Origin of the sequence: Lelliottia sp. (genome assembly GCF_045627565.1) — a bacterium.
Classification (GTDB): Bacteria; Pseudomonadota; Gammaproteobacteria; order Enterobacterales; family Enterobacteriaceae; genus Enterobacter.
Genome location: NZ_JAZQNX010000026.1, coordinates 174,613 through 199,218, shown reverse-complemented (window position 1 = coordinate 199,218; position 24,606 = coordinate 174,613). Strand labels below are relative to the sequence as shown.

Genomic DNA, 24,606 nt, shown 5'->3' with positions numbered 1-24,606 from the left:
GAGACTTTCATCGTGAGTTGGCTATAATACTCGCCACTTGTTTACCATACATTTTAAAGGACACAGACATGAGCTTACTCAACGTCCCTGCGGGTAAAGAACTGCCGGAAGACATCTACGTTGTTATCGAAATCCCGGCCAACGCAGATCCTATCAAATACGAAATCGACAAAGACACCGGTGCACTGTTCGTTGACCGTTTCATGTCCACCGCGATGTTCTACCCGTGCAACTACGGCTACATCAACCACACCCTGTCTTTAGATGGTGATCCGGTTGACGTTCTGGTCCCAACGCCGTACCCACTGGAGCCAGGCTCTGTCATTCGCTGCCGTCCAGTTGGCGTGCTGAAAATGACCGACGAAGCGGGCGAAGATGCGAAACTGGTTGCAGTTCCGCACACTAAACTGAGCAAAGAGTATGATCACATTAAAGATGTGAACGACCTGCCAGAACTGCTGAAAGCGCAGATCACTCACTTCTTCGAGCACTACAAAGATCTCGAAAAAGGCAAATGGGTTAAAGTTGACGGCTGGGACAACGCTGAAGCGGCTAAGGCTGAAATCGTTGCGTCCTTCGAACGCGCCGCGAAGAAGTAATTCTTACGCTGCTCAACACACCGCCTACGGGCGGTGTGTTTGTTTCTGGCGTCGAATGGCGCTTTTCAGACCATCCGACAACGCCAGGCTTTAAAAACAGTCAAACCGGGGATCGTCTGGCCACCTCGCTTTTGCATTGAGGCAAAGAGCTTGAGCCGACGGGTCACCTTCCGACCGAACGATCATAAGCAGACTGTGGCTGACGTCAGGGTTGTTATGCACCGTTGAAAAGCGTTCTGCCCACTCGCGGAAGCGGGTCAGCAACGCAGCGTCTCTGGTGATATTAAAGCGAAGCAGCAGCGCCATAACGCACCAGGCGAGCAGGTTTTGCGGCAGGGCCAATCCGGCGCTACCGTGATTAGGTAGCATCCAGAGCAGCCAGCCGCAAAGCCAGAGCAGCATTAACAGCGTGACGAGATGATTTGCGGACAGTTTTTTAAATAACGTAGTGACATAGGTATATATAAATGTTCAGGACGGGGAATACCCGTCCTGTTAAGGGAAATAAAGATGATTCATTACTGCTGGGTCATGACTAATACCGCATTCGCAGTAAATGCTCCGGTAGGAATGTCTTTTAACGCCACAGTGGAATTACGCACCGCCTGGAAACCTAATGTCAGAGTATTCGAACCCTCTAAAAAGTTCACTGATGTGACATCCGAAGGCGAAAGCACTTTGTTACTGTAAAATATCGCTGCCCCGACGCCATTCGCTGACGTTTTTACCGCCTGATTGCTACCAACGGATATAGGCGTGTAGTTCAGTTGCATATTGGCCGTCACCGTTCCGCCCGTACAGACGACTGAAATCGTTTTACTGATGGCTGAAGCCGAATCAGGTACCGTCGGAATTTCATCGCGATTTAACGTCCCGAGCGATACGCTCAACGCATTGCCGCCATTGACTGTGCAAGATGTGTCAGGCACCGTTGGAGTAAAGGGTAAGACAGGTATGCTCGGGTCACATTCTGTTTGATATTCAGGAAAAAGAAATCTTTGACCGTTTGAATCAACAATCACCGGTCATAACCACAGCCCAGTGTTCGGATTCATAGTTATCAAGTCGTTAACTCCCCCAGTGAGGTTAATATTTTGTTCATTTATCGTTCTAGAACCATCCAAATATATGGGGTTGGTTTTATAGTCTCTTTTTACATTACCGTTCCACTCGACAACTGTTATAACGGTATAATATCCAGAGGCAGGAACATAGGCAGAACTTGATATATCACACACGCCTGCATCTAATGCTTCAGTCTCAATCGCACCTCCTGAACGTATATTAGCATGAGGAGGGCAATATATATGCGCTGTACCCATTCCATGAGTACCAGCATCCGCTTTCTCGATGATAAATCGCATCGTGAGAGTCATTAACAGGATATTTTTTAATATAAAATCCGCTCTCAGAAAAAGTTATTCATTTTGCCGTAATCAATGGGAGACATTACGGGTACGCTAACTCAAACGTCGCCGTTGGTCAGGGTAATGTTTGCGCCTTTAGCGGTACCGGTGATACCCAGTGAACCATCTGTTGCGCCTTCTGCGCCAGTGAAGGTGGTTTTCACTGATTTCAACGTGGTGGTATCACAACCTTCCAGCTTGATTTCAAAATTTCGTGGTACGGAAGTGCCTGCACCGCTATTAGCTTTCAAAGCAACGTTAGAAACCTGACCCAGGCTCACGGTCTGATCGATGCTGTCTGGATTGATAGAGCATGGCGCATCAATGACAGAACCGGTGAAAGTCACTTTACCATGGCCCTGATCTTTGGCATTAGCCGCGCCAGCAACCAACAACATTCCCATAACAGCAGCCAAAGCTGCTTCTTTAAAGTTCATTTTTCAATCCTATTAAATAGTAAACTATTGGGGTATGTATAAATCATCAATTAAAAAGATTACGCTTTTTCATTAATCATCTATCAATGCTTTTTCATCATGGCAGCATCAATTAACATCAAAGATATTCATAAATGAATCCGTCAGCCAGAGGGAGGTATTTTTCAAAAGTGAATCAAAAACAATAAACAAACATGTATCTATATCGTCAAAAACCAATTAATAAATACACTCTTATTTAATTATTTAATTCATGGGGCGCCTTTTACTGATTCATTCACATTCTGAAAGATTTTGGCAGTCCATTTTCAAACTCACCGGTACAGTCCTTTTTAGATTTTCTTGTGGCTGAAAAATATCAAAAAAAACCACGCCGAAGCGTGGTCTTGTGAGGGGATTCTCAGTACTGGTCTCTGTCCAACCAGTTACCGCTTTCAATTAATTTCAATCCATCGACCGGCCGCTGATACACGTACATCCAGGCACTCCCGTACGGAGTCTGGACCAACTGACGTGCATATTCACCGCCCCTGGTGCGCAAGGCATCAAGTTCGGCAAGCGTGGCATTATCAATACGATAAACTTCACCCTGTACCGTTCCGTTCCCCGGAACCGCGCCTGGATAGTGGCCCAGACTGTACAACTGGTAGTTCTCGATATTGTAATTGCCCAGCAACTGAGCATTGGTCATCCAGTGACTGTTGCCCTGCTTAGTGCGTAAACTACCGTAGACAAATATTCGCATTGCTAGAACTCAAACTGATAGAGCACATCCAGCGCCTGGTCTATACCAGACACTGCTTCCAGATATAGCTTAGGCATAAGGCGATAGCGTAACGTGAGAGTCGCCAGCGAGTCAAAGATCCCTACGCCATATTTCACTTGCAGACCCGGCAATACATAGCCGCTAACCACAACTTGCGAAGAATCGCCAACGCCCTGGGTGTCCAGCGCAAGATTACTGACGCCAAACGTCTCGCCGATTTTACCCACAACCTGACCACTTTGTGCAACCCCCAGCCCCACTAACATTGACGTCATCGCCGCACTGTCGCTCTGCTGGCTGTCCAGACCCTGCCCACGCAGGAGGTAAGAGAGGGCTTCTTGCTGCGACATCGCCGGATCCGAGAAGATCTCGGCCTTCGGTTCATCGGCCGTTCCCGTCACGCGAACCCCGGCAATCACTTCGTTCTCGGTAGATTCAGGATTACGAATCGCTTCTATATTCAGCAGCGGCTGGTCCGGCGGGCCGGAGAACAGCAGTTCGCCTTTACGCACAATCAGATCCTGACCGTAAGCGTGGAAGCGCCCTTCCGGAATATTGATCTGCCCGTTAAGACCAAGCCCTTGTCGGTCCTGCGCCACTTTCAGGTCACCCGTCAGTCGCGCCTTCAGGCCAAATGCATCGAGGCGCACGTTGTTCCCAACATGAACGATCAAGTTGCTGTTAATCGGAATCCCGGCGCTTTTCGGCTCGGCAGGTTTCAGATTGTTATCCAGCATCACTTCATCGCTTGAAACGCCGACGGCGCTTTCCGGCACGTCATGCACCACGATGCGCGCCCACGGCACATCAACGCGGCCATCGAGGGTAAACAGGCTTGGCGTGGCTTCGAACACCACGTCCGGTGACACATCCAGGCGCACCATCGGCGGCACGGTAATACGCACTTTGCTGCCTTTCGCCGCCACGCGCGCACGCCAGTTATCAATTTGGGTCCAGTCCGCATCACCGCTCAGGTTGATTTGCCCTTGCTGGGTGCGCACAACCCCTGCCAGCGTCGAGCTTGTCCCGTTGAAGTTCATCGCAATCTGGCTTGGCTGCATATCAAACGGCATAAAGTTGCCGTCGATATCCACGCCGTTCAACTGCATTTGTCCAAACAGCTGCGGGCTTTGCAGATTTCCCGCCAGCCGCAGATTGGCGCTGAGCATCCCCGCCGCTTTTTCACCGCGCGAGAATATTGGGTTCACCATCGCAAGGTTAACGTTGCGGATATTCACGTTTCCGCCCAAATTACGTTGCCCCTGCGGATCGGTAATTTGCACCTGGCCGTCGAACTGGCCGTTATTGGTGAGACGAATCAGCCAGCCCAGTTCGGCGCGGTTGTTATGCAAATCGGCTTTCAGATTCAACGTGTCAAACGCCACCGGCAGCGGTGCGTCGTTCACCGTCTGTGTGACCTTCACGTTACGCCCGGAGAGCGTCACGCTGCCCTGCGGCAAGCCCTCTTTGGTGGTGTCCCATGCCACATCGGCCTTACCGCTGAATACGCCGCTGGCCTGCGTGGCCTCAGGCATAAACGGTTTCAGCATCGCCAGATCAAAGCGGTTCAGGTTCACCACCGCGTGGCCTTCTGCGCCCGCATCGATAGTCTGCGGCACGCACAGCTCGGCATTGGGGTTGGTCCAGCAGTGCGGTCCAATGCTGATTTTCTGCTCCGCGTTGCGGTAATCCAGCGCAATAGAACGCGAGAGCGCCAACGGCCCGACCGGCGTCGTGAAACGGGTATTATCCAGTTGCCCTTTCCAGCGCTCCTCTTTGCGGTCAAAACTGCCCGTTAAATGCAGCTGGCCAGAAACCGGCTCGCCCTGGACACGCAGCTGGAGATCGTGCTGTTTCTCGCTGCCTTTTGCGTCCAGCGTGACCAGACTGAGATTCACATCCGGCTGCGAAATACGCTCCACGCGCAGGTTCAGTTTTCCGGCAATCTGATCGGTGGATTTCACGTCGCCTTCGACGCGCACCCGGGCAATGGATAGCTCCTGCCAGCGCAGGTTATTAGCGGTAATGTCCGCCAACAGCTGCGGTGCATCCACCGTGCCGCGTATTTTGACCAAACCTTTCGCCGTCCCGCCCAAGCCCGGCAGCGCGTTGTCGAGGTTTGGCGCGTCAATCGTTGCATCCAGATTGAGATCTTTAACCCCCAACTCGCCTTTGATATCGGCGGTATTGCGTCCCAGCGCGACGTGCATTTTAGGGATAATCCACTGCAGATAACTGTTGCCGCGCAGCGCCCCTTCTACCAGCACTTTGTTTTGCTTCACGTTGCCGGTGATTTTGATTTCTGGAACTTCCATCTGCCAGCTTCCGCCGTACAGACTCCCACGCGTTTTGATCAAACCGTCGAGTTTCGACGGCCAGTCCGGCATCTCTTTGGCAGTGTTGATGCCTGTAAGCTTCAGCTCGCCGCGCCAGCTAATCGCCTGCTGCCAGTCGAGTAACGCCGTCAGCTCGGTCTTCCCTTCCAGCGCCGCCACGGTCAGTTTATCGAGATTAATTTGCTGTTCGTTGCCCTTCGCATCCAGCGTGATATTCGCAGGGGGCACGCCCTCGCCTTTCACGGCGGTGCGGAACGACAGCGTATAGTCGGTCATTTTGCCGCTGAGCTTCAGCTTGAGGTCATCGGCCTGGAACTGTTTTTCGCCGGTGAATGGCCAGTACAACTGCTGGCTGACAATTTCAATGTTCAGCGGTAAACCGGCTTCGGCCAGCTGAGTTTGCCCGCGCAACACCATATCTACCGGGCCTGACAGGTTAATGCCAAACTCCAGCTTCTCGCGCAGCGCGCCGCCCACTTTGAGCTTTACCTTCTCGCCTTTAATCGGGTCGATGTTCAGCGTGCTGTTCAGGGTCATATCCACTGGCCAGTTGTCGCGAAGCAGCGCGTTTCCGGTAGCGTTTACGCTGCCCTGATTGGTGTCGATATCCAGCGTGTCGAGCTTCATATTGCCGTCAATGCTGCTCACTTTCAGCAGCATGTTGAACACCGTCAGATCGGTATCCCCGGTCAGGCGCAGCTGCTCGCCCTTAAACTCTTCGATATTCAGATTGAGCGGCAGATGAACGTCGGTCATCTCCGGCAGAACCGGTTTAGAGAAGAGATCTTTCAGCGTTTCGCCCAGCGGTTTTTCTTGCGGCTGCGGGTTCTGAATTTTGGGTTCGACAATCTCTTCCTGCGCCACTTTTGCCACTTTCGGCAGCGCAATCAGCAGCCCCTGCAGCGCGGTTGGCGTCAGGGTTAGATTCTTCTCCTGCCAGCGCAGGCCGGAGGTGAAGTCCATCACCGACACAGTGGTGTCGTCGATTTTGATATTGACGTTATTGAGCGCCACGCGATACAGCGCGATAGGATACGGCGTCGAGAGATTCAGCGGGCCGGTATCTTCCTCTTCAACAGGCGCAGACTTCGGCATTTTTTTCGAATCTATCGTCACGTTAACGTCTTTTAACGACAGATCGTTTACGCACAAGCTGCTGTCACGCAGGCAGCGCAGTTTGACCGCAAGATGGAACTCGCCTGCGTTAACCGCCACGCCCGGCTGCTGGTAACGAATGTTCTTCAGGCTCAGATCGCGCCAGCCGCCCGTCACCTGGCCGATTTCCAGCCCAGGCACCCAGCGGTTTGCCGCGTTAAACAGCAGATGCAGGCCGGTTGTCGTCCCGACCAAAAACGCCACCGTGCCGAGCAGCAGCAGGATAATAATCAACACGCCGAGGCTTATCTTCTTCCATAAACTCATAATTCAGGCCCCAGACCGATGTAAAACTGTAAACCGTGCTCGTCTTTGTCCCCGACCGGAACGGCGAAATCAAGCTTGATTGGCCCGACGGGCGATTGCCAGCGCACGCCGACGCCCGCGCCGGTTTTGAAATCGCTTTTGCGGATATCATTCACCGCTTCGCCGCCGTCGACGAACATCGCGCCCCACCATTTTCCGCTGACGTTGTACTGGTACTCCACCGAGCCGGTCGCCAGCTTGGACGCCCCCGTCAGTTGCCCTTTCTCGTTTTCTGGGGAGATGGATTTGTATTTATAGCCACGAATGCTGCGATCGCCGCCAGCAAAGAAGCGCAGATCCGGCGGCACACGCTCGAAATCACCGGTTTCAATCCAGCCGAGGTTGCCGCGCATCACGAAGCGGTGCTTATCATAAAGAGTACGGATCCAGACGTTTTGCGCCTGCACAACCGAGAAATCGACGTCCGATCCCCAGGCGGTGTTCGAATAGTCAATGGAATAACGCTGGGAATCGCCCCACACCGGCATCAGGCCGCCGCGCGAACGGGTGCGGCTGATCATCACGCCCGGATAAAGCAGCATCGTGGTGTTAGTGACGTTGGCCTGCGTAAAGTGGTCAAGACTCCAGCGCAGGTTGATCGCGCGCTGCCAGCCGCTGGAGAGATCCCAGAAGCGAGAGACGGCGAGCGTAGTGGAATCCTGTTCGGTATCGTTTAAATCGGTGCGCTTAAAACCGCCCTGCAGCAGATAATATTGTTCCAGCGGGTTTTTCAGCAGTGGCATTTTATAGCTGAAATCCACCTGCTGTTCCGGCGCGGAGATACTGGTGCTGGTGGTCAGGCTGTGACCGTAGGAGTTCATCCACGGCTTTTTCCACGTTGCTTTGACGCGCGGACCAACGTCCGTTGAATACCCGACACCCGTTTCAATGGTGTTTTCAGTGCGTGGAGACACCACGCCATGCAGCGGCAACACTTTGGTTTTACGCGCTTTGTCGAATTCAGGTGCAACGACGACCGAATTAAACCAGCCGGTCGCCGAGAGACGGCGGTTCAGTTCAGCGAGGTCTTTTGACTGGTAATAGTCGCCCTCTTTGAATGGCACCAGGTTTTGCAGATATTCATCGCGGATTTGCGACCCTTCGAAAGTGACATCGCCAAAACGATAGCGCTCGCCGCTGTCGAAATCGATATCCCAGAACGCCTGACGTCTTTCGAGGGCCACGCCCAGTTGGCTTTTGGTAAATTGGCTGTCGAAATAACCTTTGCGCAGCGATACGCTGGTGAGTTCTTTTTTGAAGTGGTCGTAGTCGCCGTGGTTAAGCACCGTGCCGATTTTGGGCCGCGTGCTCAGCAGCTCCAGATAGTCGCGGTCGGTACGCGCGCCGCCGCGAAGCACAACGTCTGTGCCGCCAATGAGCACCGGTTCCCCCGCCGAGACACGGGCGATCAGCACCTGACGTCCCTTGGCGGGCGGCGGACGTAAATCGAAATCGATTGTGGGTTCGTAGTAACCCAACGCTTTTAAACCATCGCGAATGGCATCATCCACGCGCGCGCGAAAACGCCGGTCGGGCGTCACTTCGTCGCTTTGGATGGTCGACAGTTGCGCACGCACGTTTTTTTCCAGCGTCCCGGATAACCCCTCAACCTGCAAACGGACATTCGCCGCGCTGGCGACTCCGCTTGTCAGCAATAAACTGACCAAACATAACTGGCGGATCTTTGGCACGTTTTCTCCTGAATATCCTTGTTTCCACCCTGGAAGCAATGAAGTGCCGCTCCGCGGCGTATCACGGCATAAAGCCCAAAACCCAATTCTCGGGTTGAAAAATGGCCGAGAGGCCTAATATTTCTTATGTTTAAATCTAGACTCATTCAGCGTATTTATTGTGTTCAATTAAACGCTTCGTGACAACCCTAACTGAAATATCGCCACCCGGGAGGCCCCACCGTGAGTTTATTCGACAAAAAGCAGCTTGTTTCTCAAGCCGATGCATTACCGGGACGCAACACTCCGATGCCAGTGGCGACGCTGCATGCCGTCAACAATCATTCAATGACCAACGTCCCGGATGGCATGGAAATCGCCCTTTTCGCGATGGGCTGTTTCTGGGGCGTCGAACGTTTGTTCTGGCAGCTACCAGGAGTTTACAGCACCGCAGCGGGCTATACTGGCGGCTATACGCCAAATCCGACCTATCGTGAAGTGTGCTCAGGTGAAACCGGCCACGCCGAAGCGGTGCGCATCGTGTACGATCCGAGCGATACCCGCTACGAACAATTATTACAGGTGTTCTGGGAAAACCACGACCCGGCCCAGGGAATGCAGCAGGGCAACGACCACGGGACGCAGTACCGTTCCGCGATTTATCCGTTAACCCCGGAACAGGACGCCGCCGCGCGCGCGAGTCTGGCGCGTTTCCAGGACGCCATGCAGGCGGCGGGTGACCATCGCAAAGTGACCACGGAAATCGCCAATGCGACGCCGTTCTACTATGCAGAAGATGACCATCAGCAGTATCTGCACAAAAATCCGTACGGCTATTGCGGTATCGGTGGGATCGGCGTTTGCCTGCCGCCACAGCTCGCCTAAGCGTTGTAAACGCCGGGTGGCACGTCGCCATCCGGCCTGCTTTTTCAGAGATTTGTCCACCGAAAAAAGCCGAAAATGTGCCCTCTGGCGGCTTTACACTCTCTTACGCTATACTACCCGCTGAAATAATCGGCTCAACGCTACGAGCTGACGTTCAATGTGTCTTCACACAAATGTAATTAACTTCCCTTCCGAGGATCTGGCGTTAGGCCGGATAAACTATGTTAAACAGTATTTTACTAATACTTTGTCTCATCGCTGTCAGTGCTTTTTTCTCAGTTTCAGAGATTTCACTGGCCGCTTCCCGAAAAATCAAACTTAAGCTGCTGGCCGACGATGGCAACATCAATGCACAGCGCATCCTGAAAATGCAGGAAAACCCCGGTATGTTCTTTACCGTGGTGCAGATTGGCCTGAACGCTGTCGCCATTTTGGGCGGTATCGTGGGTGATGCGGCGTTCTCGCCGGTGTTTTACGGTCTCTTCTCCAAATACTTCGCACCTGAACTCTCCGAGCAGCTGAGCTTTATCCTCTCCTTCTCGCTGGTGACGGGTCTGTTCATCCTGTTCGCGGACTTAACCCCGAAACGCATCGGTATGATTGCGCCAGAAGCTGTGGCTTTGCGCATCATCAACCCGATGCGCTTCTGTCTGTACGTGTTCCGCCCGCTGGTGTGGTTCTTTAACGGCCTGGCGAACAATATTTTCCGTCTGTTTAAGATCCCGATGGTGCGTAAAGACGACATCACCTCTGATGATATCTACGCCGTGTTCGAAGCCGGTGCGTTGGCCGGTGTGCTGCGTAAGCAGGAGCATGAACTGATCGAGAACGTGTTTGAACTGGAATCCCGTACCGTGCCGTCCTCCATGACGGGCCGCGAAAACGTGATTTGGTTTGATCTCCACGAAGACGAACAGAGCCTGAAGAACAAAGTCGCCGAGCATCCGCACTCTAAGTTCCTGGTGTGTAACGAAGATATCGATCACATCATCGGCTATGTCGATTCCAAAGACCTGCTGAACCGCGTACTGGCGAACCAGAGTCTGGCGCTGATCAGTGGCGTGCAGATTCGCAACACGCTGATTGTGCCGGATACCTTAACGCTCTCCGAAGCGCTGGAAAGTTTCAAAACCGCAGGTGAAGACTTCGCGGTAATCATGAACGAATACGCGCTGGTGGTGGGTATTATCACGCTGAACGATGTGATGACGACGCTGATGGGCGACCTGGTCGGCCAGGGTCTGGAAGAGCAGATCGTCGCGCGCGATGAAAACTCGTGGCTGGTTGACGGCGGCACGCCAATTGAAGACGTGATGCGCGTGCTGGATATCGACGAATTCCCGCAGTCCGGTAACTACGAGACCATTGGCGGCTTTATGATGTTCATGCTGCGTAAAATCCCGAAACGTACCGACTCGGTGAAGTTCTCCGGCTACAAGTTTGAAGTGGTGGATATCGATAACTATCGCATCGACCAGCTGCTGGTGACGCGTATTGATAACAAGCCAACGGTGCTGGTACCGAGACTACCGGACGCAGAAGAAAAAGTGTCTGCGTAACGTCCCGCACATACATCAACGGCTCCCTTTGGGAGCCGTTTTTTTTACTGCTTAACTACTGCATAGCACGTTGGTTAAGCCATCTCAGTCTGCAGACGCATAACCTGACGGTTGACCTCGGACATCACAGAATAGTGCTGTTTGTCCTTCACTTTCGGGATAAGAATTTTGCCCTTATCAAATTCGAAAGCGCCAACATCCTTGATATACAACCGCCCACGGAACAGGATCTTCACGTACTTCGCCACCTGAAGCGGGTTGTAGCGTTGGAAAATTTTCATTCTTGTATCTCCTGCGAATCACACGCTCTTGCGGCGCCACAATCGGCCCGACTGTCCTGAGCGCAAATTTTGTTGCCCAATGACTATAGACCAGAAAAACAGTGATACCCAGTATGCATCAGTTTATTTACCGTTTGATTACAATTAATCAGAACATTCTTTGCATAGCATTACCGAAATCAGTATAAGGCGTCGTTTTTTTAAGGATATGTGCGTTGGCCCGCAAACTGGCACTCAGATTGCGGGTGAAGCCTATTGATCGCACTTATGATTAAAACGTATGACCAAGTGGTCGGATCACCTGCATATAAAAAGGAAACACTATGACCCTTCGTAACGTCCTGGCCGCAGCCTGCCTGTTACTGCCGCTGATGGCTTCCGCGCACAACATTGAAAATGGACAACGTGTGCCAGCGGTCGGTATTACCGATCGGGGAGAATTGATTCTCGACAATGATAAGTTTAGCTACAAAGCCTGGAATAGCGCGCAGCTTCCAGGGAAAGTGCGAGTGGTGCAACATCTTGCCGGGCGCTCCTCGGCAAAAGAGAAAAACGCCAGCATGATTGAAGCGATTAAGACCGCAAACCTCCCTCATGACCGCTACCAGACCACCACCATTGTTAACACCGATGATGCGATTCCAGGTTCCGGCATGTTTGTGCGCAGCAGCCTTGAGAGCAATAAAAAGCTCTACCCGTGGTCACAGATTATTGTCGACAGCAATGGCGTGACGCGCAAAGCCTGGCAGCTAGAAGAAGAGAGTTCTGCGGTAGTGGTGCTGGATAAAAACGGCCGCGTGCAGTGGGCTAAAGATGGAGCGCTGACGCAGGAAGAGGTGCAGCAGGTGATTGCCCTGCTGCACAAATTGCTTGGTTAATAAAGCGAGACCCTGAAGCCCGGATTTAAGAACGACTCGCGCGGGGTGTAGTCCAGTGGCTTGCCCTGCCAGTCGTGAACATGCGCCCCAGCGGCGGCCGCTACGGCGTGACCCGCTGCGGTATCCCAGACGTTGGTCGGCCCAAATCGCGGATACAGCTGGGCCTGCCCTTCTGCCACCAGGCAGAATTTGAGTGACGATCCGATTGATGTCGTCTGATGCTCACCAATCTGTTGCAGATACTCCTGCAGTTCGTTGTCGCTGTGCGAGCGGCTGATGACCACCAGCGGCGGGCGGGCATCACGCACCTGAATCTGTTTACGAACGCCGCACTCTTCTTTCCACGCTTTGCCTTCTGCGGCGCTGTACATCACTTTCATCACGGGCGCGTACACCACGCCCAGCACCGCTTTGCCCTTTTCAATCAAGGCAATATTGACCGTGAACTCGCCGTTGCGCTTGATGAACTCTTTCGTGCCATCCAGCGGATCGACCAGCCAGTAGCGCTGCCAGTGCTGGCGTACGTCCCAGCTCTGCGGGTCTTCTTCCGACAGGACAGGGATATCCGGCGTCAGTTCTTGCAAGCCTTTGAGGATCACCCCATGGGCAGCAAGATCGGCGGCTGTCACCGGGGAGTCGTCAGCTTTACTGACCACGTCCATCGGCTTTGCGCCATCGTACACTTGCATGATGGCCTCACCGGCTTCCCGTGCGAGCTGACAAATTTTTTCTAACATACTCCACCTCTTCGTTAACGCAGTGGGCATAACTATTTGTTTTATTTATATCGTAATCACACTCTGTGAAGCAATTCTGGTTTCATTGCGCATTTTTCTGGCAGGATTCACACTTCTGTAAGCAACAAAATGTACATACATATTCTTTTGTGGCTTGGATCGAAAAAAGGACTCCTCTGATGATTAAGTTTAGCGCAACGCTCCTGGCGACGCTGATAGCAGCAAGCGTACAGGCCGCGACGGTCGACCTTCGCATTCTGGAAACAACAGACCTGCACAGCAACATGATGGACTTTGACTATTACAAAGATACCCCTACGGAGAAATTCGGACTGGTACGCACCGCAAGTTTGATTAACGCCGCGCGGGGTGAAGTAAAAAATAGCGTGCTGGTTGATAACGGCGACTTAATTCAGGGTAGTCCTCTCGGCGACTATGTGGCGGCAAAAGGGCTAAAAAAGGGTGACATTCACCCTGTCTATAAGGCGCTGAATACCCTGGATTACGCGGTGGGCAACCTCGGTAATCACGAATTTAACTACGGGCTGGATTATCTGCACAATGCGCTCGCTGGCGCGAAATTCCCGTACGTTAACGCCAATATCATTGACGTTAAGACCAAAAAACCGCTCTTTACCCCGTACTTGATCAAAGAGACAGACGTGGTCGATCAGGACGGTAAAAAGCAGACGCTGAAAATCGGTTATATCGGCTTTGTGCCGCCGCAGATCATGACGTGGGATAAGGCCAATCTCACCGGCAAAGTGACCGTGAACGACATCACCGAAACCGCGCGCAAGTATGTGCCAGAAATGCGTGAGAAAGGCGCGGATATCGTGGTAGTGGTCGCCCACTCCGGGCTGTCAGCCGATCCGTATCAGACAATGGCTGAGAACTCTGTCTATTACCTCAGCGAAGTGCCGGGCGTCGACGCTATCCTGTTTGGTCACGCCCATGCCGTCTTCCCGGGCAAAGATTTCGCCAGCATCAAAGGCGCGGATATCGAAAAAGGAACGCTGAACGGTGTGCCGTCAGTGATGCCAGGCATGTGGGGCGATCATCTTGGCGTGGTCGATCTGGTGCTGAATAATGACGCCGGAAAATGGCAGGTGATGCAGTCCAAAGCCGAGGCCCGTCCGATTTACGATGCGGCAGCCAAAAAATCGCTGGCCGCAGAAGATAAAAATCTGGTGGACGTGCTCAAGCACGATCATGACGCAACACGTGAGTTTGTCAGCAAGCCGATCGGAAAATCGTCCGACAACATGTACAGCTACCTGGCGCTGGTACAGGACGATCCGACTGTGCAGATCGTCAACATGGCGCAAAAAGCTTACGTTGAGCACTTCATTCAGGGCGATCCGGATCTGGCAAAACTGCCGGTTCTTTCCGCTGCCGCACCGTTCAAAGTTGGTGGACGTAAAAACGATCCGGCCAGCTACGTTGAAGTGGAAAAAGGTCAGCTCACCTTCCGCAACGCGGCGGATCTGTATCTTTATCCCAACACGCTGGTTGTGGTGAAAGCGACGGGCAAAGAGGTGAAAGAGTGGCTGGAGTGTTCTGCCGGGCAGTTTAACCAGATCGATACGAAAAGCAGCAAGCCGCAGTCGCTGATCAACTGGGACGGTTTCCGCACCTATAACTTCGACGTGATTGACGGCGTGGAGTATCAGATTGACGTATCGCAGCCGGCGAAATACGACGGTGAGTGCCAGGCCATTAACCCGCAAGCGCAACGCATCAAAAACCTCACCTTCAACGGCAAACCTGTCGATCCGAATGCCACATTCCTGGTTGCCACCAATAACTATCGCGCCTACGGCGGCAAGTTTGCCGGAACCGGCGATAGCCATATTGCGTTTGCCTCACCGGATGAAAACCGCTCGGTACTGGCGGCATGGATTGGCGAGCAGTCGAAGAAAGCAGGCGCGGTCCATCCGGCGGCCGACAACAACTGGCGTCTGGCTCCGATTCACAGCGATACGAAGCTGGATATTCGCTTTGAGACGTCACCGTCCGATAAAGCGGCAGCGTTTATTAAAGAGAAAGCGCAATATCCGATGACCAAAGTCAGCACCGATGAGATCGGCTTTGCGATTTATCAGGTGGATTTGAATCAGAAATAAACACAGCAGGCGCGCGGAGCAGTCCGCGCGCCTTGCTTTAAGGAGGCATATGAACGGACCAAACCCATCGACGGCACATCCGATGGAGGGATTCCCTCAGGTTTGTTTTATCAAAAACACGGTGACCAATCCCAACATCATCGTGGGTGATTATACCTACTACGACGATCCGGAAGACTCGGAAAACTTCGAGCGTAACGTCCTTTACCATTTCCCTTTTATTGGCGACAAGCTGATCATCGGCAAGTTTTGCGCGATAGCAAAAGGCGTTCAATTTATTATGAACGGCGCAAACCATAAGCTTTCTGGGGTCTCGACCTTTCCGTTTTATATTTTTGGCAACGGCTGGGAGAAAGCCACACCGCAGCCCGAAGATTTACCCTACAAGGGCGATACGGAAATCGGGAACGATGTGTGGATCGGGTATCAGGCATTGATTATGCCGGGCGTTAAGGTCGGCAACGGCGCGATCATCTCCTCACGTTCGGTCGTGACATCCGATGTACCGGCCTATGCCGTTGTGGGCGGTAATCCTGCCAGAATCATTAAGACGCGCTTCCCCGATGACACCATCGCGACGCTGGAAAAGCTCGCCTGGTGGGACTGGCCGATTGAAAAGATCACGCAAAATCTCACGACAATCATGTCCGGTGATATCGACGCGTTACGCGATTAACCGCGCGTTTAAGTCTTCTAAGCCGCCATTAATCATTCAGGGCGACTTAGTGCAAGGCCGGTCATTCAGAGCGTGAAGGCTACGCTGTTTGCGCATCCAATAGAGCCGTACCGTACGAATTGTCGATGGTACAGAGCCAGCGACCGTCGCTTTCGTGCCGGAAGACATAGGTGGCGCGACGTGTTATTTCCACCGTCCCATTCTTGCCATCCGGGAAACGCAGTACCGTTTCCATGATAACCAGTGCGCTATCCCCTCCTTCGATGACCTCCATATTTCCCTGCTCCACAACGAGCTGGCCCTGAAAATAATCAGAGATGGCAATAAAGGCTTTACGAATATGATCTTTGCCTTTAACGACCATGCCAGGCTTAACCACCAGCGCGGCGTCTTCACTGTAATTTTCCATTAACGAATCATAATCTTTATTGGATATCGCTCTGTCACACGATTCAATCACCTGGCGTAGCGGATGCGAACTCATAAATACTCCTGCTGTTAAAAATATGACCACCCCGTATTAGCATAACAACCCGGCATAAATGTATAGCTACTAAATTTCATGAGTTTCTGGATTTTGCCCCAGACCTGTCCGCAAACTGATTGTGCGTATGACATGAAAAATAATGCAAATCTGACAGATCTTAAGAACATAATTTCGGACAGATCGTTTCATCATTGATACGCGAAGCGATTTTTAATGCCATTTTGCCGCGATAACGACGGTGCCTTCTGAAGAACTCAATTAAAGATTATTGACGATTGACCGATATATTATTTATTAGCGCTGAATAACATCGCTGCAGGTGTAGCCGCAGCAAAAAGAAAGGCACCTATGCTCAACCCTATCAGTAGTAAATCGAGTCTCAATAATGATACGACGGATAGCCGACGCACAATAATGCAGCCAGAGACGCCGGGTCATGCAACCAGTAAGGTCGAGATACCGACCAAAAAAGAGGTTGTTTTTTCATCGCTTGCTCAACAATTAAGTGACAGCGCAAGCCGCGCCGATGCGGAGAATGCGGGCCTCAGCAGAAAAGAGTTAGGCGCAAAAGCGCAAGCGCTGCTGAACAAAATTACCGGACCTGAATATGACGCTAACCGCGCAATGTATAACGCGGAAATCCCTGATTCTTCTGATCCTGAACGTCTGGCCAGAGCAGCGCAAGCCACAAAATTTGTTAACGGCGACGACAGGAACCCATTCGCTGGGTTTACACGCGAGCAACTGGCTTTAGTGACTTATGACGACAGCGGGCTCTACACCACCAACGAAAGAAGAGCCGCATGGGAAGCGTCTAACGATCAGGAATACGCCTGGCGAAAAGAGGTTGTCGCCAAAGCGATGGCCGAATATAACAGCAGCGGAAAGCTGACAAATTTCTTTAGCGCGGTGCTGGAACACTTTAAAACGCTACCGGATATCGAGCAGGCGCAATATCCCGATAACTATGAAACTAAGCTGCAGAAATGGATTGAGCTTGATTACAATTATTTTACCAATACGGTAGAAGGTAAAGGCAATCCGGCAGACAGTATTTCGCCTCATGCAAGTCTGGACATACTGAATCGATAACAGTGTCCGTATATCACTCATCGTCGATGAGTAATATACGGAGCGGTTATTTTAAAAGATCTTATATAGCATTTGAATTCCCTGACCCTTTCCCGGGGAAATCTTTGCTGCTTAATGTTGGTTCAATACTGACCAGAGTCACACTGACAACATTATGTTCGACAAAAGGACCGTCTTTCAGGAAGTGATGTACGCTGTCGCTATTATCACCGTGAAATAGAATATATCCCCCTGAGCCATTGCTTAAAGGCCCCGCAAAAACAATTCTCTCTTCCTTAAAACCTCTGATGAGCCATTGCTTATGTGCATCAAGATGTCGTGCAATGTCTTCTTCATGATGCAAATACGTTAACGTTACGGCATGCAACATATTTTATTCCTCATCATTTAAAACAGTATGAATAACCTGGGGGATTGACGCTATAGCGCGGGATATTTCTTGTTGCTTCACCTCTTCGCTTTTTGATGCACCTTCAGCGCGGATAAATTCCACCCGATCAATGCCCAGGAAAGCCATAAAGTGACGCAGATACAGCTCCTGAAAATCCATTTTTTCCAGAGGGGTGTTGTGATAGCCCCCCCTCTCGCTGAGACGATGATGGCTTTCTTGCCGCCTGCAAGCCCCACGGGGCCGTTAGCGGTATAGCTAAATGTTTTACCCGGCTGGGCTATTCTGTCGATCCAGGCTTTTAGCTGACTGGAAACGGAGAAGTTTTACATCGGCGCGCCAATAACGATAACGTCCCTCTCCACAAACTCTTTTATCAGCGTGTTAGAGACCTGATTTTCAGCGGCCTGTTCGATGCTCACCGATGGGCTGCCGGGAACGGGTCGGAATCCGGCGGCAATTTCGCCCGTCAGATGGCCTATTTCGTCTTTAACAAGATCGCGGTAAGTGACCTGTTTAAATGCGCCAGTTTCTGTATCAGCGAGGTCAAGGGATTCTGCACCGCAGTCACGTGATAACCTTTTGATTGCAGAATAGAAATCACCGCTGACCAGCTTGAACCGTCAGTAAAAGCACCATGAACCAGAACGATATTTTTGATCTTCAACTCCTTCGCATGAAGAGAAGCGGTAAAAAGCATCAGCAGGCACATAAGCAAAAACCCTTTTTGCATGCACGTTGTCAGTCGGTCTCGCATCAGACTCTCCTCACTGCGGGGGATAGAATAAATTTTCATCAGTTTAACGGCCTGATAAGCGGCACATGAAGTGTCGTTAATGACAGGTTTCAGGGAAAATCAGACATCTTTCTTTATTCAGGAATGAGCCCGTGCGAATAGGATTGCTGGCGCTGCCATACAGCATGAGATCGGCCCTCGCCGGGCTTGCAGATATGTTTTGGCTGGCAAATCAGGTCATCACGCAAAATCCCACGCTCAATACGCATCTCTCCAGAGAGACACCGTTTTATGATGTGAAAATAGTGACCCGTGATGGCAAACCGGTCACGGATGTTCAGGGCAGGTTAATTGAGAGCGATGGCGCGTTTGATGACCCCGAGTCCTTTGACGTGATTATTGCCAGCGGTATGCCGCTGGACGACCAAAAATACCCGCTCGCATAAGAGGCTGTTGGTGAGGCCGCCGCATGGCTGAAAGAGAAATATTCAGAGGGAAGCTGTATTGCAGGCGCGTGCGCCGGGAGCTTTGTCCTGGCAGAGGCGGGGTTGCTGACAGCCAGCCGTTATCACAGCAGCTCTACGCTCCCGGTGGATTCCATAATTCAAGACATCCGCTGCTGATCAAAGCTGAGCATCTGGTGCGTTATCAGAACCCTTCTATCTCGGTGGAAGCGTTGGCCGAGGCGCTCAATATGACGACCCGAACACTGCATCGCAAAATGATGTCACTTAATCAGGAAAGCCCTAAAAGTTTTATCACTCGCGTTCGAATCGAAACCGCCCATATCCTGCTGGAAAGCGCGCTAAGCACCGTTTCTCAGGTGGCGAGCGCGTACGGATACAAAGATGAAACGGCGCCTTCAATGGCGTCATGGAAATGTCTCCAGACCGTTACCGGGAAGGGTTCAACGCCAGAACGGAAAGGGTTTGAGATCCCTTGCCACGAATTCGGCAAACAGGAATATCTCACCCGCAACGAAGACTGACGGTCTGGCGCTCATCAGACCGGCACCACAACTCAACGCCTTTACGCTGCGCGTTCGTCCCGGTTAGTAAGTACTTGCGGGGTATTCACCTCAATCCAGTCTGCCAGCGCGGCCACCTTCTCGCTCACCTCTATGCCAAGGGGTGTCAGGCTGTACTCAACGTGCGGAGGCACCACCGGATAAGATACGCGATTCACAAACCCATCCTGCTCTAGCGCCTGTAACGACTGCGCCAGCATTTTCTCGCTGACGCCGCCCATTTTACGGCGCAGATCGCTGAACCGGTGCGTCCCCTGCCGCAGCGCCACCAGAATCAGCACGCCCCAACGGCTGGTGACATGCTTGAGCACATCGCGGGATGGACACTGCTCGGCAAAAAGATTGCCGTCGCGCATTTGCTCGCTGAGCGTCGGAAGGGTTGATTTCATACTTACCTTTTTGTACGTACTTACTATAAGTTAGCTAGAGTGATAGTGTGCCACAACACCAGACAAACACGAAGGAGTTCCTCATGATCGCGATTACCGGCGCTACCGGCCAGCTTGGCCAACACGTTATCGAAAATCTGCTGAAAACCGTTCCTGCCCATCAGATTGTGGCTATTGTGCGTAATCCGGCAAAAGCCGATGCGCTGATCAAACAAGGCATCACCGTGCGTCAGGCGGATTACACCGACCAGACGGCGTTCACTGCGGCGCTGAAGGGCGTGGAAAAACTGCTGCTGATTTCGTCCAGCGAAGTCGGCCAGCGTGAACCGCAGCATAAGAATGTTATCAATGCGGCCAAAGCGGCGGGCGTGAAATTTATCGCCTACACCAGCCTGCTGCATGCGGATAAATCACCACTCGGCCTGGCCAATGAACACGTCGCGACCGAGAAAGCGCTGGCAGATTCTGGTATCCCGTTCGCCCTGCTACGTAACGGCTGGTATACCGAGAACTATCTGGCAAGCGTACCACCTGCCATTGAACACGGCGTGTTTATCGGCGCTGCCGGTGACGGTAAAATTGCTGCGGCCCCCCGCGCGGATTATGCCGCTGCGGCGGCAAAAGTCATCGCAGAAGACGGTCACGCAGGCAATGTCTACGAACTGGCTGGCGACAGCGCGTGGACGCTAAGCGAGCTGGCGGCCGAGCTGAGCAAACAGAGCGGCAAACCGGTGGTTTATCAGAACCTGAGCGAAGCGGATTTCGCCGCGGCGCTGAAGGGCGTGGGATTACCCGCAGGTCTGGCGGATATACTGGCCGACTCTGATACCGGCGCGTCTAAAGGCGGTCTGTTTGACGATAGCCATACGCTGAGCAAACTGATTGGCCGCGCCACTAGGCCGCTGGCGGAAAGCGTGAAAAGCGTTCTGTAACGGTTAAGCGCAGGTTAATTTTTGTGGCATCCCCCTGGGTCATCTCTGATAATCAAAAGATGACCCACGAGGAGGCTCACCGTGCAAGGCGTACCCGAACAGTTCATCGATGAGAGAGACAGCGCGCGCTTTCGCCATCTGGCGCAGGTGCCGGGCGTCGAGCTGTATCACGCCCATATCTCTCGCTACGCCTTTGAGCCTCACACTCACGAAGCCTTCGGAATCGGCGCAATTGAAGCCGGTGCCGAGCGCTTTCGCTATCGCGGCACGCAATACGTCGCCCCCGTCCATTCCGTCGTCACCATGAATCCAGACGAGCTGCATACCGGCGAATCCGCCACGGACGACGGCTGGCGCTATCGCATGGTTTATCTTGAGCCTGATTTACTGGAGGAGGTGACCGGGATTCGCCACTGGTGGTTTAGCGACGTGACGCGCCACGATCCGCAGCGCTCACAGCAACTCTGCCAGCTAATTTATGGCCTTTGGCATACGGACGATCCGCTGGCGCAAAAGGGATTGTTGCTGGATCTGATCGACACCTTTAAGCCGCTGGCTCGCCATGCGCCGATAATTCAGGAAGGCGCACACCGCTTTGAGCTGGCGCGCGACTATCTGCACGACAATTATATGCATCCGGTGACGCTCGACGAGCTGGCACGCGTGGTGTCGCTGAGTCCGTATCATTTCCAGCGTCAATTCAAGGCGCACTTTCACGTAACGCCGCATCAAATGCTGATGGCGATTCGCCTGTGGCGCGCCAAAGCGTTTCTCACCCACGGTATGCCCGCGGCACAAGTGGCGGCGGCTACCGGACTGACCGATCAATCGCATCTCACCCGCGCATTTACGCATCGCTACGGCATTACGCCCGTGCGCTATCAAAAACAGGTCGCCCAGCGCTAATGCGCAATCTCATACAATACGCCAGGCGTTGGTCTTCCTACACTTCACGCTGGTTTATAGGTCGTGGAGGGAAAAATGATTAGCGGCGTGCTGTATGCCTTGCTTGCAGGTTTGATGTGGGGACTGATTTTTGTCGGCCCGCTGATCGTCCCGGAATATCCGGCGGTTTTGCAGTCGATGGGGCGTTATCTGGCGTTGGGTTTGATCGCTCTGCCGTTGGCCTGGCTGGGCCGTGCGCGTTTGCGTCAGCTACGTCGTCAAGACTGGATGACCGCGCTGGCGCTGACCATGATGGGAAATCTGATTTATTACGTGTGTCTGGCAAGCGCCATTCAGCGCACCGGCGCGCCGGTATCGACCATGATTATCGGCACGTTACCCGTGGTGATCCCGGTGTTCGCCAACCTCCTGTATAGCCACCGTGACGGCAAGCTGGCGTGGTCAAAAATGCTGCCTGCGCTGGTCTGCATTGCGGCGGGACTGGCGTGCGTGAATATTGCGGAGTTGCGTCATGGACTGGCCGGGATGAGCGCGTGGCGCTACGGCTCAGGCATCGTACTGGCGCTGATTTCTGTGGTGTGTTGGGCGTGGTATGCCCTGCGTAACGCTCAATGGCTGCGGGAAAATCCAGATAAAAACCCGATGATGTGGGCGACTGCGCAAGCGCTGGTGACACTGCCCGTTTCGCTGGTGGGTTACCTCGCCGCATGCGGATGGTTAGGGCTTCAGCAGCCGGAGTTTGCCCTGCCGTTTGGGCCGAGGCCGTGGGTGTTTGTGGGGTTGATGGTCGCCATCGCCGTGTTGTGTTCGTGGGTGGGTGCGTTGTGCTGGAACATCGCCAGCCAGAAATTGCCGACGGTGATTTTGGGGCCGCTGATCGTTTTCGAAACGCTCGCCGGATTGCTTTATACCTTCCTGATGCGCGAGAGCGTGCCGCCGCTGTTAACGACCTGCGGGATTGCGCTGCTGGTGATTGGCGTTGTGATCGCGGTAAAAGCCAAACCGGAAAAACCCACGGTCGTTCCGGTTTCGCCGAGTTGAATAATGCCCGGCAGCCGTTGCGCCGCCGGGCAAATACTTAGAACGTTTCCCAGTTACCGTCAGAAACCGTTGCCGTCGGCTTGACCTTCGCTGCGAAGGTTTTAACCGGCGCGGCTTTCACAGCCCGACCACGGTTAATTTTAAACACCGCAACCGCTTCGTTCAGACGAGCCGCCTGATCTTCCAGCGCGGCGGCGGCCGCGGCGGACTCTTCAACCAACGAGGAGTTCTGCTGAGTCACGCGATCCATTTCCGCAACCGCCAAACCAACCTGATCGATACCGCGGCTTTGCTCATCAGAGGCGGAAGCGATTTCGCCCATAATGTCGGTCACGCGCGTGACGGCACTGACGATTTCAGCCATCGTGCTGCCCGCTTCGTTAACCAGTTGAGAACCTGCGCTGACGCGTTCGCCGGAATCATCAATCAGCGCTTTGATCTCTTTCGCTGCCTGGGCGCTGCGTTGCGCCAGCGTACGGACTTCACCGGCAACCACGGCAAAACCACGTCCCTGCTCGCCTGCGCGTGCGGCTTCTACCGCTGCGTTGAGCGCCAGAATATTGGTCTGGAAAGCGATACCGTCGATGACGTTGGTGATCTGCGCAATTTTGCTGGAGCTGGTGGCGATCTCATCCATCGTACGCACCACGCCTTCTACTACATTTCCGCCCTTTTTAGCGGTGATAGATGCGTCTTTTGCCAGTCGTGACGCCTGACGGGCGTTGTCCGCATTTTGTTTCACGGTCGCGGTCAACTGTTCCATGCTGGCAGCGGTTTCTTCCAGAGAAGCGGCCTGCTGCTCGGTACGGGAAGAGAGATCGTTGCTGCCTGCAGAAATTTCACCTGCGCCCGTAAAGATAGTATCTGCGCCTTCACGCACGACGCCGACGGTGTTCGCCAGCGCGGTTTGCATTTCCTGCACGTTGCGCCCCAGCACGGCCATTTCGTTCTTACCGTGGGCGTCGATAGGCTGCGTCAGATCACCTGCGGCAATCGCGCGGATATGGCTAATGACTTCGTCCAGCGGCTTGAGCAGCACGCGACGCATTGCGATCCAACTGGTGATAATTACGCCCACCACCACAATCATAATTACGGAGAGGATCCACAGGATGCGCTGATAGTCGTTTTCGTTATCCACGATCCCTTTGTCGGTCAGCTTAGCCTGCGCTTCGCGCCATTCACGATACACTTTTTGCATCGCCTGCTGCTTTTTCTCGGCATTCTGTTTGAACATATCGTCCAGATTGCCCTGCGCCAGCAAGCTGTTCATTTGCGCCAGCGTGGACGAGTAGATGCGATATTGCTCTTCCAGTTGCTTACCCAGGTTTTCATCTATCCCCGGCGTTTCTGGCAAGGCGTAGTATTTGTCGTAGTGACCTTGCGCGTTCGCCAGCAGGTTTTTCGCCGTGGCAACCAGCTCACTGAGCTGTCCGCCGTTGATCTGACTCGCCGTGCTGCTTTGCAGGCGGAGCATGCCGCGGTTAAGGGTAACGCGCGCCTGGTTGAGGCTGATCCACGCGTCGGTAAATTCTGCAACGTTCTGACTGGAGACCTGTGAAACGGTGAAATTGTCTTTGTCATTATTCAGCGCATTTATGAATACGCTTGCAGAGATAATTTGCATGGCACCCAGCACCAGCAACACCGAAACAAGTAGTGTGATAACTTTAATACGCTTAAACATTGTATGCCTTTGTTATATGCAGGATATTGTCTGACGTGTATCTATCGGCAGGCGCGCTGGGTTGTTTAACGCTGTAAATTCTCGAATAACCACACTTTCTGAAT

At 52.9% G+C, this 24,606-nt stretch carries 24 protein-coding genes and 3 pseudogenes; 12 read left to right on the top strand and 15 right to left on the bottom strand.

Going from position 1 to position 24,606, the window contains the following annotated elements:
• Nucleotides 1-68 precede the first annotated feature (68 nt).
• Entirely contained in the window at nt 69-599 is a 531-nt protein-coding gene (gene ppa / locus ACKI5T_RS15010) for an inorganic diphosphatase (protein ID WP_012015824.1), read from the top strand.
• 90 nt (nt 600-689) lie between these two features.
• On the opposite strand, the gene ACKI5T_RS15005 is transcribed toward ppa, so the two are convergent.
• The 7 genes and pseudogenes from ACKI5T_RS15005 to tamA form a co-directional block, all read right to left on the bottom strand.
• Nucleotides 690-968 (bottom strand): hypothetical protein, encoded by a 279-nt coding sequence (locus ACKI5T_RS15005; RefSeq protein ID WP_407438435.1) that lies wholly within the window; start codon nt 966-968, stop codon nt 690-692.
• A 149-nt stretch (nt 969-1,117) separates the two neighbouring features.
• On the bottom strand, nt 1,118-1,621 hold the full coding sequence (locus ACKI5T_RS15000; protein ID WP_407438433.1) for a fimbrial protein: 504 nt from the start codon (nt 1,619-1,621) through the stop codon (nt 1,118-1,120).
• Between the two features lie 3 nt (nt 1,622-1,624).
• Nucleotides 1,625-1,963 carry a hypothetical protein gene (locus ACKI5T_RS14995; protein ID WP_407438432.1) on the bottom strand — a complete coding sequence of 113 codons (339 nt, stop codon included), beginning with the start codon at nt 1,961-1,963 and terminating at the stop codon, nt 1,625-1,627.
• 107 nt (nt 1,964-2,070) lie between these two features.
• Nucleotides 2,071-2,442, bottom strand: a pseudogene (locus tag ACKI5T_RS14990) (fimbrial protein); the annotation flags it as partial.
• 400 nt (nt 2,443-2,842) lie between these two features.
• Nucleotides 2,843-3,187: a gamma-glutamylcyclotransferase gene (locus tag ACKI5T_RS14985; protein ID WP_133631876.1), complete on the bottom strand. Its 345-nt coding sequence runs from the start codon at nt 3,185-3,187 to the stop codon at nt 2,843-2,845.
• Between the two features lie 2 nt (nt 3,188-3,189).
• The gene (gene tamB / locus ACKI5T_RS14980) at nt 3,190-6,966 is read right to left on the bottom strand and encodes an autotransporter assembly complex protein TamB (protein ID WP_407438430.1); all 3,777 of its coding nucleotides are present in this window, start codon (nt 6,964-6,966) and stop codon (nt 3,190-3,192) included.
• Complete coding sequence (tamA, locus tag ACKI5T_RS14975; protein WP_407438428.1) at nt 6,963-8,696, bottom strand: autotransporter assembly complex protein TamA; 1,734 nt, start codon at nt 8,694-8,696, stop codon at nt 6,963-6,965. Before tamA ends, tamB begins: the two co-directional genes overlap by 4 nt.
• A 222-nt stretch (nt 8,697-8,918) precedes the next feature.
• Between tamA and msrA the strand changes: the two genes are divergently transcribed.
• Both msrA and ACKI5T_RS14965 read left to right on the top strand, forming a co-directional pair.
• Complete coding sequence (msrA, locus tag ACKI5T_RS14970) at nt 8,919-9,560, top strand: peptide-methionine (S)-S-oxide reductase MsrA (RefSeq protein ID WP_407438426.1); 642 nt, start codon at nt 8,919-8,921, stop codon at nt 9,558-9,560.
• 221 nt (nt 9,561-9,781) lie between these two features.
• Nucleotides 9,782-11,119, top strand: a complete 1,338-nt coding sequence (locus ACKI5T_RS14965; RefSeq protein WP_012015809.1) for a hemolysin family protein — start codon at nt 9,782-9,784, stop codon at nt 11,117-11,119.
• A gap of 74 nt (nt 11,120-11,193) precedes the next feature.
• Here the strand turns inward: ACKI5T_RS14965 and ACKI5T_RS14960 are convergent, their stop codons facing one another.
• Nucleotides 11,194-11,400 carry a DUF1107 domain-containing protein gene (locus tag ACKI5T_RS14960; protein WP_012015808.1) on the bottom strand — a complete coding sequence of 69 codons (207 nt, stop codon included), beginning with the start codon at nt 11,398-11,400 and terminating at the stop codon, nt 11,194-11,196.
• A 323-nt stretch (nt 11,401-11,723) separates the two neighbouring features.
• Between ACKI5T_RS14960 and ACKI5T_RS14955 the strand changes: the two genes are divergently transcribed.
• Nucleotides 11,724-12,278, top strand: coding sequence for a YtfJ family protein (locus ACKI5T_RS14955; protein WP_407438424.1), 555 nt, complete (start codon nt 11,724-11,726; stop codon nt 12,276-12,278).
• On the opposite strand, the gene cysQ is transcribed toward ACKI5T_RS14955, so the two are convergent.
• Nucleotides 12,275-13,015 (bottom strand): 3'(2'),5'-bisphosphate nucleotidase CysQ, encoded by a 741-nt coding sequence (gene cysQ, locus ACKI5T_RS14950; RefSeq protein WP_407438422.1) that lies wholly within the window; start codon nt 13,013-13,015, stop codon nt 12,275-12,277. The two genes, ACKI5T_RS14955 and cysQ, sit on opposite strands and share 4 nt — an antisense overlap.
• 179 nt (nt 13,016-13,194) lie before the next feature.
• On the opposite strand from cysQ, the gene ACKI5T_RS14945 reads away from it, so the two are divergent.
• Both ACKI5T_RS14945 and ACKI5T_RS14940 read left to right on the top strand, forming a co-directional pair.
• Nucleotides 13,195-15,141 carry a bifunctional 2',3'-cyclic-nucleotide 2'-phosphodiesterase/3'-nucleotidase gene (locus tag ACKI5T_RS14945; protein WP_407438421.1) on the top strand — a complete coding sequence of 649 codons (1,947 nt, stop codon included), beginning with the start codon at nt 13,195-13,197 and terminating at the stop codon, nt 15,139-15,141.
• Between the two features lie 49 nt (nt 15,142-15,190).
• A complete protein-coding gene (locus ACKI5T_RS14940; RefSeq protein WP_407438419.1) occupies nt 15,191-15,817 on the top strand; it encodes a Vat family streptogramin A O-acetyltransferase in 627 nt (208 codons plus the stop codon).
• 79 nt (nt 15,818-15,896) lie between these two features.
• Here the strand turns inward: ACKI5T_RS14940 and ACKI5T_RS14935 are convergent, their stop codons facing one another.
• Nucleotides 15,897-16,301, bottom strand: a complete 405-nt coding sequence (locus ACKI5T_RS14935) for a YybH family protein (RefSeq protein ID WP_407438418.1) — start codon at nt 16,299-16,301, stop codon at nt 15,897-15,899.
• Nucleotides 16,302-16,652: 351 nt separating this feature from the next.
• Between ACKI5T_RS14935 and ACKI5T_RS14930 the strand changes: the two genes are divergently transcribed.
• A complete protein-coding gene (locus ACKI5T_RS14930) occupies nt 16,653-17,396 on the top strand; it encodes a hypothetical protein (protein WP_407438416.1) in 744 nt (247 codons plus the stop codon).
• Nucleotides 17,397-17,457: 61 nt separating this feature from the next.
• Here the strand turns inward: ACKI5T_RS14930 and ACKI5T_RS14925 are convergent, their stop codons facing one another.
• From ACKI5T_RS14925 to ACKI5T_RS14915, 3 genes and pseudogenes are all read right to left on the bottom strand, one after another.
• On the bottom strand, nt 17,458-17,766 hold the full coding sequence (locus ACKI5T_RS14925; protein ID WP_407438414.1) for a YciI family protein: 309 nt from the start codon (nt 17,764-17,766) through the stop codon (nt 17,458-17,460).
• A gap of 3 nt (nt 17,767-17,769) precedes the next feature.
• Nucleotides 17,770-18,371, bottom strand: a pseudogene (locus ACKI5T_RS14920) (FMN-dependent NADH-azoreductase).
• Nucleotides 18,323-18,496, bottom strand: a pseudogene (locus ACKI5T_RS14915) (alpha/beta fold hydrolase); the annotation flags it as partial. The pseudogenes ACKI5T_RS14915 and ACKI5T_RS14920, both read right to left, overlap by 49 nt.
• A 176-nt stretch (nt 18,497-18,672) precedes the next feature.
• On the opposite strand from ACKI5T_RS14915, the gene ACKI5T_RS14910 reads away from it, so the two are divergent.
• Together ACKI5T_RS14910 and ACKI5T_RS14905 are read left to right on the top strand one after the other, a co-directional pair.
• Entirely contained in the window at nt 18,673-18,966 is a 294-nt protein-coding gene (locus tag ACKI5T_RS14910; RefSeq protein ID WP_407438413.1) for a hypothetical protein, read from the top strand.
• 23 nt (nt 18,967-18,989) lie between these two features.
• Nucleotides 18,990-19,508, top strand: coding sequence for a helix-turn-helix domain-containing protein (locus ACKI5T_RS14905; RefSeq protein ID WP_407438411.1), 519 nt, complete (start codon nt 18,990-18,992; stop codon nt 19,506-19,508).
• 41 nt (nt 19,509-19,549) lie between these two features.
• Here ACKI5T_RS14905 and ACKI5T_RS14900 read toward each other — a convergent pair whose 3' ends face one another.
• The gene (locus ACKI5T_RS14900; RefSeq protein WP_012015797.1) at nt 19,550-19,936 is read right to left on the bottom strand and encodes a helix-turn-helix domain-containing protein; all 387 of its coding nucleotides are present in this window, start codon (nt 19,934-19,936) and stop codon (nt 19,550-19,552) included.
• Between the two features lie 83 nt (nt 19,937-20,019).
• Here ACKI5T_RS14900 and ACKI5T_RS14895 point away from each other — a divergent pair, with 83 nt between their 5' ends.
• The 3 genes from ACKI5T_RS14895 to ACKI5T_RS14885 all read left to right on the top strand — a co-directional run bounded on the left by ACKI5T_RS14895 (nt 20,020) and on the right by ACKI5T_RS14885 (nt 22,815).
• Nucleotides 20,020-20,868, top strand: a complete 849-nt coding sequence (locus ACKI5T_RS14895) for an SDR family oxidoreductase (RefSeq protein ID WP_407438409.1) — start codon at nt 20,020-20,022, stop codon at nt 20,866-20,868.
• An 81-nt stretch (nt 20,869-20,949) separates the two neighbouring features.
• The gene (locus tag ACKI5T_RS14890; RefSeq protein ID WP_407438407.1) at nt 20,950-21,774 is read left to right on the top strand and encodes an AraC family ligand binding domain-containing protein; all 825 of its coding nucleotides are present in this window, start codon (nt 20,950-20,952) and stop codon (nt 21,772-21,774) included.
• Nucleotides 21,775-21,849: 75 nt separating this feature from the next.
• Entirely contained in the window at nt 21,850-22,815 is a 966-nt protein-coding gene (locus ACKI5T_RS14885) for a DMT family transporter (RefSeq protein ID WP_407438405.1), read from the top strand.
• Nucleotides 22,816-22,852: 37 nt separating this feature from the next.
• Here the strand turns inward: ACKI5T_RS14885 and ACKI5T_RS14880 are convergent, their stop codons facing one another.
• Nucleotides 22,853-24,502, bottom strand: a complete 1,650-nt coding sequence (locus tag ACKI5T_RS14880) for a methyl-accepting chemotaxis protein (protein WP_407438403.1) — start codon at nt 24,500-24,502, stop codon at nt 22,853-22,855.
• Between the last annotated feature and the right edge of the window lie 104 nt (nt 24,503-24,606).

Bases quoted from the DNA above. Each gene is read 5' to 3' on its own strand.
- ppa (WP_012015824.1), top strand. From the start codon at position 69: ATGAGCTTACTCAACGTCCCTGCGGGTAAAGAACTGCCGGAAGACATC.
- ACKI5T_RS15005 (WP_407438435.1), bottom strand. From the start codon at position 968: ATGCTACCTAATCACGGTAGCGCCGGATTGGCCCTGCCGCAAAACCTG.
- ACKI5T_RS14995 (WP_407438432.1), bottom strand. From the start codon at position 1,963: ATGCGATTTATCATCGAGAAAGCGGATGCTGGTACTCATGGAATGGGT.
- ACKI5T_RS14985 (WP_133631876.1), bottom strand. From the start codon at position 3,187: ATGCGAATATTTGTCTACGGTAGTTTACGCACTAAGCAGGGCAACAGT.
- tamB (WP_407438430.1), bottom strand. From the start codon at position 6,966: ATGAGTTTATGGAAGAAGATAAGCCTCGGCGTGTTGATTATTATCCTG.
- ACKI5T_RS14965 (WP_012015809.1), top strand. From the start codon at position 9,782: ATGTTAAACAGTATTTTACTAATACTTTGTCTCATCGCTGTCAGTGCT.
- ACKI5T_RS14960 (WP_012015808.1), bottom strand. From the start codon at position 11,400: ATGAAAATTTTCCAACGCTACAACCCGCTTCAGGTGGCGAAGTACGTG.
- ACKI5T_RS14955 (WP_407438424.1), top strand. From the start codon at position 11,724: ATGACCCTTCGTAACGTCCTGGCCGCAGCCTGCCTGTTACTGCCGCTG.
- cysQ (WP_407438422.1), bottom strand. From the start codon at position 13,015: ATGTTAGAAAAAATTTGTCAGCTCGCACGGGAAGCCGGTGAGGCCATC.
- ACKI5T_RS14945 (WP_407438421.1), top strand. From the start codon at position 13,195: ATGATTAAGTTTAGCGCAACGCTCCTGGCGACGCTGATAGCAGCAAGC.
- ACKI5T_RS14940 (WP_407438419.1), top strand. From the start codon at position 15,191: ATGAACGGACCAAACCCATCGACGGCACATCCGATGGAGGGATTCCCT.
- ACKI5T_RS14935 (WP_407438418.1), bottom strand. From the start codon at position 16,301: ATGAGTTCGCATCCGCTACGCCAGGTGATTGAATCGTGTGACAGAGCG.
- ACKI5T_RS14930 (WP_407438416.1), top strand. From the start codon at position 16,653: ATGCTCAACCCTATCAGTAGTAAATCGAGTCTCAATAATGATACGACG.
- ACKI5T_RS14925 (WP_407438414.1), bottom strand. From the start codon at position 17,766: ATGTTGCATGCCGTAACGTTAACGTATTTGCATCATGAAGAAGACATT.
- ACKI5T_RS14905 (WP_407438411.1), top strand. From the start codon at position 18,990: ATGGCTGAAAGAGAAATATTCAGAGGGAAGCTGTATTGCAGGCGCGTG.
- ACKI5T_RS14900 (WP_012015797.1), bottom strand. From the start codon at position 19,936: ATGAAATCAACCCTTCCGACGCTCAGCGAGCAAATGCGCGACGGCAAT.
- ACKI5T_RS14895 (WP_407438409.1), top strand. From the start codon at position 20,020: ATGATCGCGATTACCGGCGCTACCGGCCAGCTTGGCCAACACGTTATC.
- ACKI5T_RS14885 (WP_407438405.1), top strand. From the start codon at position 21,850: ATGATTAGCGGCGTGCTGTATGCCTTGCTTGCAGGTTTGATGTGGGGA.
- ACKI5T_RS14880 (WP_407438403.1), bottom strand. From the start codon at position 24,502: ATGTTTAAGCGTATTAAAGTTATCACACTACTTGTTTCGGTGTTGCTG.